This window comes from Streptomyces sp. NPDC001606 (genome assembly GCF_053596835.1).
In genome coordinates this window covers 65,658-81,802 of sequence record NZ_JBSFHC010000003.1, presented here as the reverse complement: position 1 = coordinate 81,802, position 16,145 = coordinate 65,658, and the positions used below count along the sequence as shown (strand labels likewise).

Sequence of the window (16,145 nt, the reverse complement as noted above, 5' to 3'; positions counted from 1 at the left end):
ACGGATAGCCGAGTGACCTCCTTCGCACCGGACTCGATCGTCCTGAACCGCAAGCTGCCGCTCTGGTATCAGGTGTCGCAGTCGCTGCGCGCCTCCATACTCGGCCGTTCGCCCGAGGACCCGCTGCGGCTGCCCACCGAGGAGCAGCTCGCGGAGCACTACGGCGTCAGCGTGCTGACCATGCGACAGGCGCTGAAGGAGCTGGAGGACGAGGGGCTGATCAGCAGGCACCGCCGGCGCGGCACGTTCATCGAGCCGGACGCCCGGCGCGGGGCGCCGGTGCGGCTGCTCGGCTCGGTGGACGCGATCGTGGCCCAGCAGTCCGGCATGACGACGGAACTGCTGAGCCACGGGCCCGCGCCCGTGCCGGCCGGGCTCGCCGAGTACTTCCCCGGGGTGCCGGAGGTGACGACGTACCACCGGCTGCGCAGCGACGAGAAGACGGGGGAGCCGACCAACCACGCCGTCAACCACGTCCGCCCGGAACTGGCCGCGCGCATCGACCTGGACGACCTGGTCCGCTGGCCGATGACCAAGGTGCTCCGGGATGTCGTCAAGGCGGACATCAGCCGGATCACGGACACCGTCGAGGCGCGGCTCGCCGACCCGGAGACCGCGCGGCTGCTCCAGGTGCCGCTGCTCAGCCCGATCCTGCACTACACCGGGGTGACGTACGACACCGCGGGGCAGGTGCTGGACGTGGCGGTCATCCAGTACCGGGGGGACCGGTTCGCGTTCACCGTCACCCTGGACGCGACCTGATCCGGGGCGCCGGTCCAGGTCGTACCATGCCCTGCGTGACGCACGACGACGCTCCGCTGCTGGCGGACCTCATGCCGTGGTCCGTCGCACCGCTGCGGCCGGGCCGCGCCTGGCCGACGGCGCCCGACCCGGCGTCCCTGCGGGCCCGCTGGGACGCCCTGATGAAGGCGGAGGGGACGGACCGCGAGGCGCTCTTCGAGCCGACGCGCGCCCGTGGCCTGGGCACGGCGGTGGGCCAGCTGCCCGGCCGGACCGGCGGCACCGGGCGGCTCGGCCGCGCCACGGGCCCCTGTCCCGAGCCGGTCCGGGTGCTGGCCGCCCCCTTCGACGAGCAGTGGCTGATCCCGGACCACCGGCTGATCGACACGGCCCGCCCGGAGCTGTGGCGGGTGGCCGACGGGCAGCAGGTGTTCACGGTCGAGACCGGCGCCGAGCCGCCCCTCCTGGCCACCTCGCTGCTGCCCACCCTGCGCACCGGCCGCATCCGCCCGCTGTACCGCCGCCCCGGCGGCGCCGAGCCGAATCTGGCGCCGGGTCTGCTGGAGCGGCTGCCGGGCGATCCCGCGCCGGCGGACGTGCTGGCCTGGATCATGGCGGTGATCCGCCCGGACCTCACCGTTCCGCTCACCGACGAGCCCGGGGTGTGGCGGGCGGGCACCGAGGTGGGGCACCGGATGCTGTGGCTGCTGCGCCGGCACGGCGAACGCCCGAGACTCCCCGGCGGCCGCCGCCCCTACGTCCGCGCGCCCCTGCCGCCCCGTCCTCGTACCCTGCACTACGACCCCGAGGAGGAGACCCTCCACCTCGACGAGGGCCGTATCTCCCCGGTGCCGCCGGAGGCCTGGGACCAGGAGGTGGCCGGTGTCCGGGTGCTGGAAGCGTGGTTCGCGGCCCGTACGGCCCCGGCCGAGCCCGGCACGCTCGCCGCGATCGGCCCGGCCGGCTGGCCGCAGGCCTGGACGTCGGAGCTGCTGGAGCTGATCACCGTCCTGGCCCTGCTGGCCGAACTCCGCCCGCTGCGGGCCGGGCTGGAGGTGACCTCCGCGATCACCGCGACCGATCTGCGCCAGGCGGGCATCCTGCCTGCGCCGCCCTGGTCCCGCCGCCCCGCCTCCGTCCTGGACCACCAGGAAGAAGGCCCGGAAGGCCAATTCGCCCTCCTCTGAGGGCAGTCCCGGCTCTCACCGGCTGCTGCCCCGCACAGGCTTCACGGGCCCTCACCGGCTGCGGCACCCGCCCACCGCGGTACCGCAGTTACCGGCTACCGCCCAGCCGCCCCACCCGAGCCTCAACAGCCCTCGCCTCCACCCCGATTCAGCCCTCTCCCCGTCCCGCTTCGAAGCCGTCCAGGACGCGCTCCAGCGCTCGGTGGAAGACCGCTTCCAGGTCGATCGGGCCCGGGTCCTGCGCGAAGGCCGCCGCCATCCTCGGATACGCGCCGGAGGCGATCTGCGAGGCCAGCCAGGCGCCGCGCGCCGCGTTCTCCTCGGCCTCCGACCAGGGCAGGGCGCGTACCCGCTCGGCGGTGTCGAGTTCGTTGCGGACGTAGGTCGTCACGACGCCGTTCAGCATGGCGATGAGTTCCAGCTTCGTGCCGTAGGCCGCTTCGAGCGGGTCCAGGCAGGCCAGGCAGTGCTCCAGATAGCGCAGGGCGTGGGGGCTGAAGCCGTAGACCGGTGACATCAGGCGCGGCATCCACGGGTGGCGGTGCAGCAGTGCGCGGGTCTCGTGGGCCACCCGGAGCAGGTCGGCCCGCCAGTCACCGCTCGGCTCCCACGGCTCGTGCTCGGCGCTGACCGCGTCCACCATCAGCTCGTACAGGTCCTCCTTGCGGGGGACGTAGTTGTACAGCGACATGGTGCCGCAGCCCAGCTCGGCCGCGACATGCCGCATGGACACCGCGTCGAGCCCGTTCGCGTCGGCGATCCGGACCGCCGCGGCCGCGATGTCGTCGCGTGTGTAAGCCGGTTTAGGGCCCCGGCCCGTGCGCTCGGGGCGCGCCCAGATCACCTCGGGGACGGCCCCTCGGACTGCCATCGGTCATCACCTCGGTCACCATCCTAGTTACGTACAGCGTACGTAGTGCGCTATGGTCGACCCATGACTACTGCGTACGCTGTACTTAGTGAGGGCCTGGAGAAGCGCTTCGGCGCCGTACCCGCCCTGCGCGGGCTGGATCTGGCCGTGGCCGAGGGCACGATCTGCGGACTGCTCGGGCCGAACGGCGCCGGAAAGACGACCGCGGTCCGGCTGCTGACCACGCTGCTGCGGCCGGACGCCGGCTCGGCCCGCGTCGCCGGGCACGACCTGGTCCGCGAGGCCGCCGCCGTGCGGAGCCGGATCGCGGTCACGGGGCAGTACGCCTCGGTCGACGGAGACCTCACCGGCCGGGAGAACCTGCGGCTGTTCGCCCGGCTGCACCGGGTGCGCGGCCCGGCCGCCCGGGCCGACGAGCTGCTGGAGCGCTTCGGGCTGGCCGAGGCCGCCGACCGGAGGACGGCCACCTGGTCCGGCGGGATGCGCCGCCGGCTGGACCTGGCCGCGAGCCTGGTCCGGCGCCCTGCGGTCCTCTTCCTCGACGAGCCGACCACCGGCCTCGACCCGGCCGGCCGCGCCCGCATCTGGCAGGCGGTACGGGATCTGAAGGCCGACGGCACCACCGTGCTGCTGACCACGCAGTACCTGGAGGAAGCGGACCAGCTGGCAGACGACATCGCCCTGATGGACCGCGGCCGGGTCACGCACACCGGCTCCCCCGCCGAACTCAAGGCGCTCATCGGCTCGTACGCCGAGGCCGTGGTCGCGGACGCCGAGGCGCTGCCGCGGGCGGCGGCCGTGCTCGACCGGCTCACCGGCCGGGAACCCGTCCTGGACCGGGCACGCGGCACCGTCGGCGCGCTCACCACCGACCCGACCCTGACCCTGCCCCGCCTGGTGCGCGAACTCGACGCCGCCCACGTGCCGTTGCTGGACGCGAGCATCCGGCCGCCCGCGCTCGACGACGTGTTCCTGCGGCTCACCGGCACGGCCGCGCCCCGCGAGGAGGCCGCCGCATGAGCGCCCTGGTGCACGACGGACTGGCGATGACGGGCCGGCAGCTGCGGCGGGTCCGCAACAGCCCGGGCCTGGCGGTCCTGACCCAGCTGATGCCCGTCAACATGCTGCTCTTCTTCGGGTACGTGTTCGGCAGCGCACTGGCGATGCCCGGCCGTGAGTACCGCTCCTTCTTGGTGCCCGGGCTGCTGGTGGCGACGGCGGCCGGCGGGCTGATGACCGGCATGTTCCAGGCCGCCGCGGACACCCACCGCGGGGTGACGGACCGGCTGCGCACCTTGCCGGTGAGCCGGGCCGCCGTACCGCTCGGGCAGGCGGTGGCCGACCTCGTCGTCACCACGCTCGGCACGGTGCCGCTGCTGCTCGTCGCCCTCGCGGTCGGCTGGCGGATCGAGGGAACGGCCCTCGACGCGGCCGGCGCGGTGGGACTGCTGCTGCTCTTCCGGTTCGCCTGCACCTGCGCCGGGATCTTCCTGGGGCTGCTCAGCCGCAGCGAGGAGGCCGCCGGGCAGCTCGGCGCCTCCTCCTTCGTGCTGCCACTGCTGTCGAACGCCTACATCCCGACGGCCCACCTCCCCGGCTGGCTGCGCACCCTCGCCGAGTGGAACCCGATCAGCGCGGTGACCACCGCCCTGCGGGACCTGTTCGGCAACGCGCCGGTCCCGCACGGGGCCGCCTGGCCGGTGGCCCATCCGGTCGCCGGGGCGCTCGCCTGGAGCCTCGCGCTGACCGCGCTGTTCCTGCCGCTCGCCGTACGCCGCCACGCGCGCGGTGAGTGAGCCGCGGCCGGTCCCCGGCTACTGACAGAGTCGCCGGTCAGGGGGGATCATCCACCCCATGGACCAGCTTCCGCTGCCCCTGGAGGGCATCACCGTCGTCGCCGTCGAACAGGCCGTGTCCGCGCCCTTCGCGACCCGGCAGCTCGCCGACCTGGGGGCCCGGGTCGTCAAGGTGGAGCGCGTCGACGGCGGCGACTTCGCGCGCGGCTACGACACGGCGGCCCGCGGTCTCGCCTCGCACTTCGTGTGGTGCAACCGCGGCAAGGAGTCGATAGCGCTGGACCTCAAGGACCCGCGCGGTCTCGACGTCGTACGGCGGCTGATCGCGGACGCGGACGTGTTCGTGCAGAACCTCGCGCACGGCGCGGCGGCCCGGCTCGGCCTCGACGCGGCCACGCTGTGCGCCGCGCACCCGCGGCTGATCGCGGTGGACATCTCGGGCTACGGCTCCGCGGGGCCGTACGCGGACAAGCGGGCGTACGACATGCTCGTGCAGTGCGAGGCGGGGCTGGTGTCGGTGACCGGGACGCCGGAGCAGCCGGTGAAGGCCGGGATCCCGGCGGCGGACATCGCGGCGGCCATGTACGCCTTCTCGGGGGTGCTGGCGGCGCTCGTGCGGCGCGGGACGACCGGGCGGGGCGGGCCGGTGGAGGTGTCCATGCTGGAGGCGCTGGCCGAGTGGCTGGGGCATCCGCTGCACCACGCGATGCACGGCGGTGAGCCGCCGGCCCGCACCGGGCTCGCGCATGCCGTGATCGCGCCGTACGACGCCTATGCGACGGCCGACGGCGGGCGGGTGCTGCTGTCGGTGCAGAACGACCGGGAGTGGCGGCGGCTGGCCGAACAGGTCATCGGCCGGGCGGAGCTGGGCACGGATCCGGCGTTCGCGACGAACGCGGCGCGGGTGGCGCACCGGGAGCGGACCGACGCGCTGGTCGCCGGTGCGCTGGGGGTGCTGGACACGGAGGAGGCGCTGGCCCGGCTGGAGAAGGCGGGCATCGCCTGTGCGCGGCTGCGGGACCTGCACGAGCTGGCGGACCATCCGCAGCTGGCGGCCCGGGAGCGGTGGCGTGCGGTGGGTTCGCCGGTCGGGCCGCTGAAGGCGCTGCTGCCTCCCATCACTCTGCCGGGCGGGGACGAGGCACGGATGGGGGATGTGCCCGCACTCGGGCAGCACACCGGGGCGCTGCTGCGTGCCGTGGGGATGACGGACGACGAGATCGCAGCGTTGCGCCGGGACGGTGTGGCGGCCTGAGCCCGGGCACCCCGGAAGGGGCTCAGTGCCGGTGGCCGCCGAACAGCGAACGGCGCAGCCGGCGCAGCGGCGCGAAGAGCGAGACGCGGCCGATCCGCGCACCCCGGTCGCTGCTGCGGCGGACGGTGTCACGCGCCGTCAGCTCACGCATCAGCGAGGTCGCCTCGACCGTCTCCCGCTGCGGTATGGCGGGACCCGCCAGCACCGACAGATGGCGGTCCAGGCGCGAACTGGTCGCGCTGCTCCCGCAGGTGATCGCAGGGACCCTGGCCCTGCTGCGCACTGTTATCTGTTCCATGTCACTCCCCACCCGTACGAGTCCACCCGGCCCGGGCAGGCTAACCCTATCGCCCCAGGCGGGCACGCGGGTATCGCGCCCACAGGATTCACCTTCCCCGTAAGGAGGTTGACCATCCCCCTTTGACTACTCTCCGAATCCAACCGATTTCAGGCCGAGTTGGACAATCGGCTGACCGGTGGGCCGAGCTGATCCCCCGTCAGGCTCGACGGTTACGGCGAGTGACATGGAGCCGGGGTCGAGACCCCGCGCGACCAAGGGCGTGTCGCCCGCGAAGAGCCCGAGGGAGCGCGGTTGCACGCGGGGGCGCATGAGCCAGAGCTGGTGAACGCGCCCGCCGGGCGGGGCGCCGTATCCGCTGAGGGTGACGACGGCCTCCCGGCGCGATACGGAAGCGATCACTCCGATACCGCGGCCGCGGGCGTCCGCGCTGCGCGAGGCGCGCACGTCGGGAGCGGCCAGAACGTGGGCGATCTCACGTGCCCGGGCCTGCCCGGCGTCGAGCCGGTCCCGGGTGCGGTCCGCCTGGACGGCGAAGAGGGAGGCGACGACCAGTGCAGCGGCGGCCGTGACCGTCGCGAACGGCACCAGGAGGGGGCGCCCGCGCGGGGTACGGCCGCGCCCCGGCGACAGCCGGCCGTCCCAGACGTACGGCGGCAGCCGGCGCGTGTCCGGCTCCGGCACCGGCGGCCGTCCGCCGTACGCGCGCGGGGCCGGGGGCTCCTGCGGGGTGGCGCGCACCGCGGCCAGCACCCGGTCGCGCAGGGCGGCGGGCGCGGGGGTCGCCGTGGACCAGGCCAGGCGCACCGCATCCTCGGCCAGGGCCCGCACCTCGGCGGCGCAGCGATCGCAGTCCCGCAGGTGCTTCTCGAAGCGGCGCCGTTCGCCGGGTGCGAGGGCGTCGAGGGCGTAGGGCGCGGCGAGGGAGTGCGGGTCCTCGCCGCGCAGGCGCCTGCCGAAGAGGCTCATGCGGCACCTCCCAGGCACTCGCGCAGCCGGGTGAGGCCGTCCCGCATCCGGGTCTTGACCGTGCCGAGCGGCAGCGAGAGGCGCTCCGCCACCTCGCGGTAGGTGTAGCCGTCGTAGTAGGCGAGGGTCACGGACTGGCGTTGCAGCTCGGTGAGGCGGCGCAGACAGCGGCGCACCCACTCGCGCTCGAGGCCGGCCTCCACCTCCTCGGTCACCTGGTCGAACGCCACCTCCCCGGCGCGCAGTGCCTCCCGCTGCTCGCGCTCGCCGGCCGCGCGGGCGCTGCGCACCCGGTCGACGGCCCGGCGGTGGGCCAGGGTGAGGATCCAGGAGAGGGCGCTGCCCCGCCGGGGGTCGAACCGGGCGGCGGAGCGCCACAGTTCGAGCAGCGCCTCCTGGACCACCTCCTCGGACTGGGCGGGGTCCCGCACCACGCGTCGTACCAGCCCGTAGACCGGGCCGGACACCAGTGCGTACAGCTCCTCGAAGGCCCGCTGGTCGCCGCCCGCCACGAGCAGCAGCAGCTCGTCGGCTGCCTCGCGGGCCCGCTCCCCGCGGCCGCAGCCGGGTCTTCCTCGCGTACCGCGCATCCGCACCGCACACACCTCCCCACGGTGGTACGGATCGGCGGGCCGAAAACGCGGGCCGGCGGGCCGGGAAGATTTTCCGGGCCCGGTATCCGTGCTGCGGCGGATGCGAAACGGCGGAGACCCCGTCGGCCGGGGCCTCCGCGTCTGGTGCGGGCTCGCCGGGAACTTCACTCTGCCGGGCGAGCCCGAACGGGGTGGGGCGGGGTGTGGTTTCGCCGGGTGTCCGGCTCAGGCCGCGTTCGTGAACACCGGCAGGAAGCCGCCCGACTGGCCGGCCGCGGTGGGGTGGTACGACTCGCCGATGTCGAGCCAGTTGACGCTGTGCAGCCAGGAGTCGCTGGAGCAGATCTCGTGGTTGGCGAAGGCGGAGCGCACGTCGCCGAAGACGAAGTTGTGGGCCTGGGCGCGCTTCTGGATGGCGGCGTCGATGTAGTCGGCCGCGTCGTTGATCGCGGACCGCTTGGTCTCGGAGAGGCCGAGGCAGCTCTGTCCGAGCAGGTAGAAGCGGGGGTAGCTGAGGACGACCACCCGGGCGGCGGGGGCCTTGGCGCTGATCGCGTTGTAGACGGTGTCCAGCTTGCCGGGGAGCGTGGTGTCGACGTAGTTCTCGGCGGTCTGGATCCTGGCCAGGCAGGAGCTGTCGGACTGGAGCACACAGGTCGTCATGACGTCGGAGAACCCGGCGTCGTTGCCGCCGACGGTGAGGGAGACCAGTGAGGTGCTGGAGTTCAGCGAGCCGAGCTGGTTGGCGAGCACGTCGTCCGTCGTGGCGCCAGAGCAGGCGTTGAAGGCGAACGAGGACGGGCTGTGGGCTGCGTTCCACAGGTACGGGTACGCCTTGGTGCTGCGGTCGCAGCTGCCGCTGGAGCTGAGGTAGCTGCCCGAGCCCACCCCGGAGGAGTAGGAGTCGCCGAGCGCCACATAGCCGCCGGACACGGCCGTCGAGGAGGCCTGTGCGGAAGCGGCCCCGGTGAGACCGAGGCCGGCGGCGAGGAGGAGCGAGGTCACGAATCCGGTAAGTCGGGAACGTCTCATGGAACCTCCCTTTAGCAGGATCTCTGCGTCAACCGTCGTACCAACTACGCGTGTTGACGGGAAGTGTCCATGCCAAAACTGTTGCGCTCTGAACAGGATCGACCCAAGACGTTCACCGCTCAGCTATTGCATGTGCATGCCATATGGGTTGATACGCCGTCACCCCGTGCGCCCCCGCCGGCGGCCCCGGACGCCCTTGACGGTCCCGCGCGGGTGGGCCACATTGAAGCCCGGCATCCGGCGCGTCGGGGGGCAAAGTCGCCCATGCAGACCTTCGGGATCAAGACACCTTCATCGGACAGCCCTCCGGGGGACGCCGAGCGAGTGCGGCCAGGGTCGGGGAGGGCCCTGCCGGCACTGCTCGCGGGCGTCGCGGCGGCCGTGGGGGCGGCCGGCGCGCTGCTCGCACTGCTCGACACCGACTCACCGCTGCGTGCTCCCTGCACGCTGTTCTTCCTGCTCGGCGCGCCGGCCGCGGCGATCGCCGCGGGCTTGCGCGGGCTGGATCCCTTCGGCCGGACACTGTGCGCGCTTGCGGGCTCCGTCGCGCTGAACATGCTGGTGGCCCAGGGCCTGCTGGCCGTGCACCGCTGGTCGGTCCGGGGCGGAGTGGCCGCGGTGACCGTGCTGAGCCTGCTGCTCCTGCTCGTGGTTCTGCGCACGGCCCGGCGCCGGGGACAAGTTTCCGGAAAACGCCCCCAACCGTGAGCAATCTGGGCCAAAGTTATGTAGTAGAGAAACCAACAAAAAAGTGAGGCATCCCCTCAGGGGTTGCCTATCCACTTCAACCGTCAATACCGTCGTACATCACACCCGCACCGGCACGTCGGCAACGGCTCCAGGGGAGGGCTCAGGGCCACGGCGCTCGTCGGTGCGGGGCGCGGTAGGGGGGTGCCGTGCTCGGTGGCCGCTTCGGTGACCGAGCCGTGCCGCGCGACCGGCTGCCGTCTTTTCCCGGCAGTCCGGCCAGCTTTGCCAGCTCGTCCACGCGCACGGAGACCCGCTCCCCGTGCCGATGACGAGAACCCCCCTTTCGAACCGGACACACAGCCGGGCCGCCCAGGGGCGGGCGGTCCACCGGACGAGAGGGAAAAACCCATGAGTTCCGTTCTGCGCCCGCCTGGTTCAGGGCAGGATCCGCTCTTCGCCGACCACTACCGGCCCATCTCCTCGCACCTGGCGATCACTCCGCCGGTGAGCGTGGTGATCCCCGCCATGAACGAGGCGGAGAACCTGCCCTACGTCTTCAAGTCGCTGCCGCACTGGATACACGAGGTCGTGCTGGTCGACGGCAACTCCACGGACGACACCGTGGACGTGGCGCGTTCGCTGTGGCCGGAGGTCCGGGTCGTCGAACAGCGGGGCAAGGGCAAGGGGGATGCCCTGATCACCGGGTTCGAGGCCTGCACCGGCGACATCATCGTGATGGTCGACGCGGACGGCTCGGCCGACGGCAACGAGATCGTGTCGTACGTCTCCGCGCTGGTCTCCGGCGCCGACTTCGCCAAGGGCTCCCGGTTCGCCAACGGCGGCGGCACGGACGACATGACCTTCGTCCGCAAGCTGGGCAACTGGGCGCTGTGCACCATCGTCAACCGCAAGTTCGGCGCCCGCTACACCGACCTGTGCTACGGCTACAACGCCTTCTGGCGGCACTGCCTCGACAAGATCGACCTCGACTGCACCGGCTTCGAGGTCGAGACGCTGATGAACATCAGAGTGGTCAAGGCGGGACTGAAGGTGCAGGAGATACCCAGCCACGAGTACCTCCGCATCCATGGCACCAGCAACCTGCGCGCCGTACGGGACGGGATACGGGTGCTCAGGGTCATCCTCGGGGAACGCTCCAACCGGCGCGAACTGCGCCGCCAGGAACGCCCCTCCCCGCTGCTCGACACGGTCCGGGGAGAGCTGTCGTGAGAGACGAGCCGGGAGACGGCCGCGGGGATCCCGGTGTCTCCGTCGTGATCTGCGTGTACACCGAGGACCGCTGGGAGGACATCCTCGCGGCGGTCGCCTCGGTGCGCGCACAGTCGTATCCGGCCCTGGAGACGCTCCTGGTGGTGGACCACAACCCGGCCCTGCACAGCCGGCTGGAGCGCGAGTACAAGGAGACGGACGGCGTCCGGGTACTGGCCAACGCCGGTCCGCGCGGGCTGTCCGCCGGCCGCAACACCGGCATCGCCGCCTCCCGCGGCGAGGTGATCGCCTTCCTCGACGACGACGCCGTCGCCGAACGGGACTGGCTGCGCCGGTTCGCCGAGGGGTACGCCGACCCACGCGTGATGGCGGTCGGCGGCCGTACCGAGCCGGTCTGGGCGTCCGGCCGGCGGCCCGCCTGGTTCCCGGCGGAGTTCGACTGGGTGGTGGGCTGCACCTACAAGGGGCTGCCGCCGGGCCGGGTGCGGGTCCGCAACGTCCTCGGCGGCAACGCCTCCTTCCGCCGTACGGCCTTCACCGCGGCGGGCGGCTTCGCCACCGGCATCGGCCGCGACGGCGACCGCCGCCCGCTGGGCTGCGAGGAGACGGAGCTGTGCATCCGCCTCACCCGGTCCCGCCCCGACGCCGTCCTGCTCATCGACGACCGCGCGGTCATCCACCACCGGGTGCCCGCACCCCGCGAGCGCTTCGGCTACTTCCGCGCCCGCACCTACGCCGAGGGCCTGTCCAAGGCCCTGGTGGCCAGGAGCGTCGGCGCGGACAAGGGCCTGGAGTCCGAACGCCGCTACACCACCCGGGTGCTGCCCGCCGGGATCGCCCGGGGACTTCGGGACGCCCTGCTCGGCCGCCCGGGCGGCGCGGGCCGCGCGGCCGCGATCGTCACGGGCGTGCTGAGCGCCGCCGGCGGCTACGCCCTCGGCACCCTGCGCGCCCGGCACGGCGGTACGGCGTGCACGGCACCGCCGATCCCCGGCGACCCCGGCCCGGCGAGCGCCGCCGGTCCTGTGAGCGGCCTTGACGATCCCGCGGATGCAGACGCCGGACCCGGGAGGCAGCCGTGAGCGACACGCCCGTGCCCATCCTCATGTACCACTCGGTCGCGATCGCGCCCAACGCCGCCACCCGGGCCCTGTCGGTCGCGCCGGAGGCGTTCGCGGAGCAGCTGGCGCTCATCGGCGACCTGGGGCTGACCCCCGTCACCACCGCCGATCTCGCCGCGCACTGGCGGTCCGGCCGCCCGCTGCCCGCCCGGCCGGTGCTGATCACCTTCGACGACGGCTACGAGGGCGTGCACCGGCATGCCCTGCCCGTGCTCGCCGAGCACGGCTTCCCGGCCACCCTGTTCGTCTCCACCGGCTGGCTCCGCGGTGGGTACGACACCGGAGGCGGCCTCGACACCATGCTCGACTGGCGGCAGGTGCGCGAACTGGCCGCCGCCGGGGTCGAGATCGGCGGCCACAGCCACACCCATCCGCAGCTCGACCAGCTCCCCGACGACGCGCTGCGCACCGAGCTGACCCGCTGCACCGAGATCGTCACCGAGGAGCTCGGCGTCCGCCCGGTGTCGTTCGCCTACCCGTACGGCTACTCCAGCCGCCGGGTCCGCCAGGCGGTGCGCGCGGCCGGGTACGACCAGGCGCTCGCCGTCGGCAACGACCTGGCCCACCGCCGCCAGGGGCCGTACGCGCTGCGCCGGGTCACCGTGCGCCGCAGCACGGGCGCGGCGGAGTTCGAGCGGCTGCTGCACGGCCGCGCCCTCGCCCGTGACTTCGCCAGGGACCGTGCCCTCACCCAGGGGTACGCCCTCGTCCGCAGAGCCCGCCAGGTCCGCCGGAAGGCCATCCGTACCCGTGTCTGACACGACCACCACGACCGAGGCCGACGCGCCCGGCGCCCGGACGTCCGAGCAGGCGGGCCGGGCACCGGGCGGCAGCCCGCTGTTCCGCAACGCCTACGCGCTGATGCTCAACACCGGCATCTCCGCCGTCCTCGGGCTGGGCTTCTGGCTGGCCGCGGCCCGCTACTACACCGAGTCGGCGGTCGGGCAGGGCTCGGCCGCCATCGCCGCGATGAAGCTGCTCGCCGGGCTGACCGCGGTGACCCTGACCGGCGCGCTGGCCCGCTTCATCCCGGTCTCCGGCGCGCGCACCGGACGGCTCGTCGTGCTGACGTACGCGGGCAGTTCGCTGGTGGTCGCGGTGGCCGCCGGGGTGTTCCTGCTGACCCTGGACGCCTGGGGGCCGTCGTACCGCTTCCTGCACGGGACCGTCAACGGGCTCGGCTTCGTCGTGGCCGTCGCCGCCTGGAACGTGCTCACCCTCCAGGACGGGGTGCTGACCGGGCTGCGCAGCGCGCCCTGGGTGCCGGTCGGCAACACGGTGTTCTCGGCGGTGAAGCTGGGCCTGCTCGCCGCGTTCGCCGTGGCGATCCCGACCGCCGGTGTCTTCGTGTCCTGGGTCGCCGCCATCGCCACCTCCGTGCTGCCGCTCGGCTGGCTGGTGTTCCGCCGGCTGGTGCCCCGGCACGTGAGGGCCACCGAGGGGCGGGCGAGACCGCCGACGCCACGGGAGATCGGGCGGTTCCTGGCCGGGGACTACACCGGCTCGCTGTTCTCGCTGGCCGTGGTCTACCTGGTCCCGGTGATCATCGCCTCGCAGGTCAGCGCGGAGCAGAACGCCTACTTCTACATCACCACCACCATCGGCGGCACCACCAACCTCCTCGCGATCAACATGGGTGCCTCGCTCACCGTCGAGGGCTCGCACGACCCGGCACGGCTGGCCGCCGACACCCGTGCCGCGCTGAAGCGGATGTTCCGGATCATGCTGCCGATCTCCGCGCTGCTGTTCCTCGGTGCGCCCTGGATCCTCGGCGTGTTCGGGCCGGGCTACGCGGCGGCGGCCACCCCCTTGCTGCGCTGGTTCGCGGTCGGCGCGCTGCTGCGGGTGGTCATGGAGACCTGCTTCGCGGTGCTGCGCGCGCAGAGCCGTACCGCGGGACTGGCCTGGATGCAGGGCCTGTTGTGTGCGCTGGTGCTCGGTCTGACGTTGCTGCTGCTGCCCCGGATGGGGCTGACCGGCGCGGGCGTCGCCGAGATCTCCAGCCTCACGGTGATCGTCGCGATCACCGCGCCCAGGCTGTGGCGGACCGTCCGGTCGGCTCCCGTCGGCGTGCCGGAGACGGCGGCACCCGACGGGGACCTGGCCGATCTGGGGACGTGCGAGGTCGCGGTCGCGGCCGCCCCGGCGCGCCGGCCCGGCCCGGCCTGGGCGCTGGACTCCGACACCGTCGCGCTCGGCATCCATGTGGACTTCGACCATCAGGAACGGCGTCCGGACGTCCGGCCGGGTCCCGGCACCCCGCCCGCGGGCACCCGGCTGCCGCTGGAGCAGCCGGCCCCGAGGACCGCCCCGGGCCCGTCGGCGCGCGCCCGGCTGCTGCCCACCCGTTCCGGGGTGGTCCTCGGCTGTCTGCTGATCGCCGCGCTGCTGCTGTACTGGGTGCCCGCGCTGCGGCTCGGTGAGGCCGACCTGGACCGGATGGGCGGGCTCGGTCTGGTCTCGGTGCTGCCGCTGCCGACCCTGGTCGGGGCCGCGCTGCTGATCACCGTGTTCGCCGGGCTGCTCCGGCTGCGCCGCGAGCACCGGGCGCTGCTGCTGCTCACCCTGCTGGCCACGGTGGTGTCCCTGCACGCGTTGCCCGCCGTGATCGAGACCGAGCCGCGGTTCCCCACGGCCTGGCAGCACCTCGGCTTCCTCGACTACATCGACCGCACCGGCTCCGCCGTACCGGACCTGGACGCCCGCTGGAGCTGGCCGGGCTTCTTCGCGGTGACCGCGTTCGTCGGCCGGGCGTGCGGGGTCACCGACTTCACCGAGGTCATCCGCTGGTGGCCGACGGCCGTGCAACTCGCCTACCTGGCACCGGTGTTCCTGCTCACCCGTGCGCTGCGGGCGAGCTGGCGGGCGAAGTGGACCGGTGTCTGGATCTTCGTGCTGTGCGGCTGGGTGGGGCAGGACTACTTCTCCCCGCAGGGCTTCACCTACCTCCTCTATCTGGCCTTCGTGGCGATCCTGCTGGTCTGGTTCCGCCCGCCGCGGGTCATCTGGACGAAGGCGCGGCCCGGCGAGGCCGAGGTGCGGCCCGCCGACCGCCGGCAGCGGGCCGTGCTGCTGCTGGTCCTGATCGCCCTCTACGCGGCGACCGTCCCGGCGCACCAGCTCACCCCGTTCGTGATGCTGGGCGTGCTGGCGGCCCTCGTCCTGCTCGGCCGGTCCGAACTGCGCGGGCTGCCCCTGCTGTTCGCAGTGCTGGTCGCGGTCTGGGTCGGCTTCATGGCCGAGCCGTACTGGTCCGGGCACTTCGACGACCTGTTCGGCGGGGTCGGCGGGGTGGGCAGCAATGTCTCCACCTCCGTCTCCGGCCGTATCCAGGGCGGGAGTCCGACCCACAAGCTGGTGCTGTACACCCGGGTGCTGCTGGCCGGCTCGCTGCTGGCCTGCGCCTGCTGGGGCTGGTGGCGGCGCCGGCTGCACCGGTACCGGGATCGCTCGCTGCTGGTGCTGACGTTCGTGCCGTTCCTCGGTTTCGGGATGCAGTCGTACGGCGGTGAGATGGCGCTGCGGGTCTTCATGTTCGCGGTGCCCGGGGCGGCCCTGCTCGCCGCCCTCGCCCTCTTCCCGCGCGCCGGTGACACCGCCGGGGAACGCGCCGGGGTGCGGCGGAACCTCGCCCCGCTGGCGGCGCTGCTCGCCGGGCTGCTGCTGATGGGCGGATTCCTGGTGGCCCGCTGGGGCAACGAGCCGTTCGAGCGGACCCGGCCCGGCGAGGTCGCGGCGATGGACTGGGTGTACGCCCACGACCGGCCGACGGTACGGCTGCTGTGGCTGACCCAGGACACCGTCAACGACGTGACGCCGGCGCTGCCGTGGGGCGCGCGGGACATGGAGCGGGTGGACTACGTGCCCACGCTCGCCCCGGCCGACCCGGTGCTGGTGTCGGGCCTGGTCACATCACTGAAGGAGGCCGGTCCGAACTCGTATCTGATGATCAACCGCAGTCAGGTGACGTATCTCGAGCTGGACGCGGGCTACCCGGCGTCCTGGGAGCCCCGGCTGCTCGGGAACCTGGACGGGCGGCGGGAGCTGACGAAGGTCTTCGCCGACGCCGACGTCACGGTGTACGCGCTGCGCGAGCGGCCGTCGGGGGCGGTGCCGAAGCCGGACCCCGGGCCGGTCGGACCGCTGGTGACCTGGACGCCGTGGTCGGTGGTCGGCGCGCTGGCCGCGGTGGCGCTGGTCCTGCTGCTGGCCGCCCGCGAGCTGGCCCGGGTGGCGCTCCGGCCGGGCGTACGGCGGCTGCGGCTGCTCCAGTCGGGGTTCTGGTTCTCGCTGCCGCTGCTGGCGCTGGTCCTGGCCTCGCTGGTGCAGCGGTTCGTGACACTGAAGTGAGGTGGCCCAGCG

General features: G+C 73.3%; 15 protein-coding genes. 10 read left to right on the top strand and 5 right to left on the bottom strand.

Annotated elements, in window-relative coordinates:
* Positions 1 to 12 precede the first annotated feature (12 nt).
* Both ACWCV9_RS07885 and ACWCV9_RS07880 read left to right on the top strand, forming a co-directional pair.
* Positions 13 to 762, top strand: coding sequence for a GntR family transcriptional regulator (locus ACWCV9_RS07885; RefSeq protein WP_450784776.1), 750 nt, complete (start codon positions 13 to 15; stop codon positions 760 to 762).
* A gap of 26 nt (positions 763 to 788) precedes the next feature.
* A complete protein-coding gene (locus ACWCV9_RS07880) occupies positions 789 to 1,928 on the top strand; it encodes a type ISP restriction/modification enzyme (protein WP_450784775.1) in 1,140 nt (379 codons plus the stop codon).
* Positions 1,929 to 2,076: 148 nt separating this feature from the next.
* Here ACWCV9_RS07880 and ACWCV9_RS07875 read toward each other — a convergent pair whose 3' ends face one another.
* Positions 2,077 to 2,799, bottom strand: coding sequence for a TetR/AcrR family transcriptional regulator C-terminal domain-containing protein (locus ACWCV9_RS07875; protein ID WP_450784774.1), 723 nt, complete (start codon positions 2,797 to 2,799; stop codon positions 2,077 to 2,079).
* A gap of 63 nt (positions 2,800 to 2,862) precedes the next feature.
* Here ACWCV9_RS07875 and ACWCV9_RS07870 point away from each other — a divergent pair, with 63 nt between their 5' ends.
* From ACWCV9_RS07870 to ACWCV9_RS07860, 3 genes are read left to right on the top strand one after another with little or no spacing between them, the layout of a single operon-like run.
* Complete coding sequence (locus ACWCV9_RS07870) at positions 2,863 to 3,819, top strand: ATP-binding cassette domain-containing protein (RefSeq protein ID WP_450784773.1); 957 nt, start codon at positions 2,863 to 2,865, stop codon at positions 3,817 to 3,819.
* On the top strand, positions 3,816 to 4,595 hold the full coding sequence (locus ACWCV9_RS07865; RefSeq protein ID WP_450784772.1) for an ABC transporter permease: 780 nt from the start codon (positions 3,816 to 3,818) through the stop codon (positions 4,593 to 4,595). The genes ACWCV9_RS07870 and ACWCV9_RS07865 overlap by 4 nt, the downstream gene beginning before the upstream one ends.
* A gap of 58 nt (positions 4,596 to 4,653) precedes the next feature.
* A complete protein-coding gene (locus tag ACWCV9_RS07860; protein WP_450784771.1) occupies positions 4,654 to 5,850 on the top strand; it encodes a CaiB/BaiF CoA transferase family protein in 1,197 nt (398 codons plus the stop codon).
* Between the two features lie 22 nt (positions 5,851 to 5,872).
* On the opposite strand, the gene ACWCV9_RS07855 is transcribed toward ACWCV9_RS07860, so the two are convergent.
* The 4 genes from ACWCV9_RS07855 to ACWCV9_RS07840 all read right to left on the bottom strand — a co-directional run bounded on the left by ACWCV9_RS07855 (position 5,873) and on the right by ACWCV9_RS07840 (position 8,742).
* Positions 5,873 to 6,148, bottom strand: a complete 276-nt coding sequence (locus tag ACWCV9_RS07855; protein ID WP_385846566.1) for a hypothetical protein — start codon at positions 6,146 to 6,148, stop codon at positions 5,873 to 5,875.
* A gap of 126 nt (positions 6,149 to 6,274) precedes the next feature.
* Complete coding sequence (locus ACWCV9_RS07850; protein WP_450784770.1) at positions 6,275 to 7,117, bottom strand: anti-sigma factor; 843 nt, start codon at positions 7,115 to 7,117, stop codon at positions 6,275 to 6,277.
* Positions 7,114 to 7,707, bottom strand: coding sequence for a sigma-70 family RNA polymerase sigma factor (locus ACWCV9_RS07845; protein ID WP_450784769.1), 594 nt, complete (start codon positions 7,705 to 7,707; stop codon positions 7,114 to 7,116). Before ACWCV9_RS07845 ends, ACWCV9_RS07850 begins: the two co-directional genes overlap by 4 nt.
* A 228-nt stretch (positions 7,708 to 7,935) precedes the next feature.
* Positions 7,936 to 8,742 (bottom strand): SGNH/GDSL hydrolase family protein, encoded by an 807-nt coding sequence (locus tag ACWCV9_RS07840; protein ID WP_450784768.1) that lies wholly within the window; start codon positions 8,740 to 8,742, stop codon positions 7,936 to 7,938.
* A gap of 324 nt (positions 8,743 to 9,066) precedes the next feature.
* Here ACWCV9_RS07840 and ACWCV9_RS07835 point away from each other — a divergent pair, with 324 nt between their 5' ends.
* The 5 genes from ACWCV9_RS07835 (at position 9,067) to ACWCV9_RS07815 (ending at position 16,133) form a co-directional block, all read left to right on the top strand.
* Positions 9,067 to 9,450 carry a hypothetical protein gene (locus tag ACWCV9_RS07835; protein ID WP_450784767.1) on the top strand — a complete coding sequence of 128 codons (384 nt, stop codon included), beginning with the start codon at positions 9,067 to 9,069 and terminating at the stop codon, positions 9,448 to 9,450.
* 390 nt (positions 9,451 to 9,840) lie between these two features.
* Positions 9,841 to 10,662 carry a glycosyltransferase family 2 protein gene (locus ACWCV9_RS07830; protein ID WP_450784766.1) on the top strand — a complete coding sequence of 274 codons (822 nt, stop codon included), beginning with the start codon at positions 9,841 to 9,843 and terminating at the stop codon, positions 10,660 to 10,662.
* Positions 10,659 to 11,744: a glycosyltransferase family 2 protein gene (locus tag ACWCV9_RS07825; protein WP_450784765.1), complete on the top strand. Its 1,086-nt coding sequence runs from the start codon at positions 10,659 to 10,661 to the stop codon at positions 11,742 to 11,744. Before ACWCV9_RS07830 ends, ACWCV9_RS07825 begins: the two co-directional genes overlap by 4 nt.
* On the top strand, positions 11,741 to 12,541 hold the full coding sequence (locus ACWCV9_RS07820) for a polysaccharide deacetylase family protein (protein WP_450784764.1): 801 nt from the start codon (positions 11,741 to 11,743) through the stop codon (positions 12,539 to 12,541). Before ACWCV9_RS07825 ends, ACWCV9_RS07820 begins: the two co-directional genes overlap by 4 nt.
* Entirely contained in the window at positions 12,534 to 16,133 is a 3,600-nt protein-coding gene (locus ACWCV9_RS07815) for a lipopolysaccharide biosynthesis protein (RefSeq protein WP_450784763.1), read from the top strand. Before ACWCV9_RS07820 ends, ACWCV9_RS07815 begins: the two co-directional genes overlap by 8 nt.
* Positions 16,134 to 16,145 lie beyond the last annotated feature (12 nt).

Coding starts and splice junctions, on each gene's coding strand:
- ACWCV9_RS07860 (WP_450784771.1), top strand. CDS start 4,654: ATGGACCAGCTTCCGCTGCCCCTGGAGGGCATCACCGTCGTCGCCGTC.
- ACWCV9_RS07880 (WP_450784775.1), top strand. CDS start 789: ATGCCCTGCGTGACGCACGACGACGCTCCGCTGCTGGCGGACCTCATG.
- ACWCV9_RS07855 (WP_385846566.1), bottom strand. CDS start 6,148: ATGGAACAGATAACAGTGCGCAGCAGGGCCAGGGTCCCTGCGATCACC.
- ACWCV9_RS07850 (WP_450784770.1), bottom strand. CDS start 7,117: ATGAGCCTCTTCGGCAGGCGCCTGCGCGGCGAGGACCCGCACTCCCTC.
- ACWCV9_RS07830 (WP_450784766.1), top strand. CDS start 9,841: ATGAGTTCCGTTCTGCGCCCGCCTGGTTCAGGGCAGGATCCGCTCTTC.
- ACWCV9_RS07840 (WP_450784768.1), bottom strand. CDS start 8,742: ATGAGACGTTCCCGACTTACCGGATTCGTGACCTCGCTCCTCCTCGCC.
- ACWCV9_RS07845 (WP_450784769.1), bottom strand. CDS start 7,707: ATGCGCGGTACGCGAGGAAGACCCGGCTGCGGCCGCGGGGAGCGGGCC.
- ACWCV9_RS07870 (WP_450784773.1), top strand. CDS start 2,863: ATGACTACTGCGTACGCTGTACTTAGTGAGGGCCTGGAGAAGCGCTTC.
- ACWCV9_RS07865 (WP_450784772.1), top strand. CDS start 3,816: ATGAGCGCCCTGGTGCACGACGGACTGGCGATGACGGGCCGGCAGCTG.
- ACWCV9_RS07875 (WP_450784774.1), bottom strand. CDS start 2,799: ATGGCAGTCCGAGGGGCCGTCCCCGAGGTGATCTGGGCGCGCCCCGAG.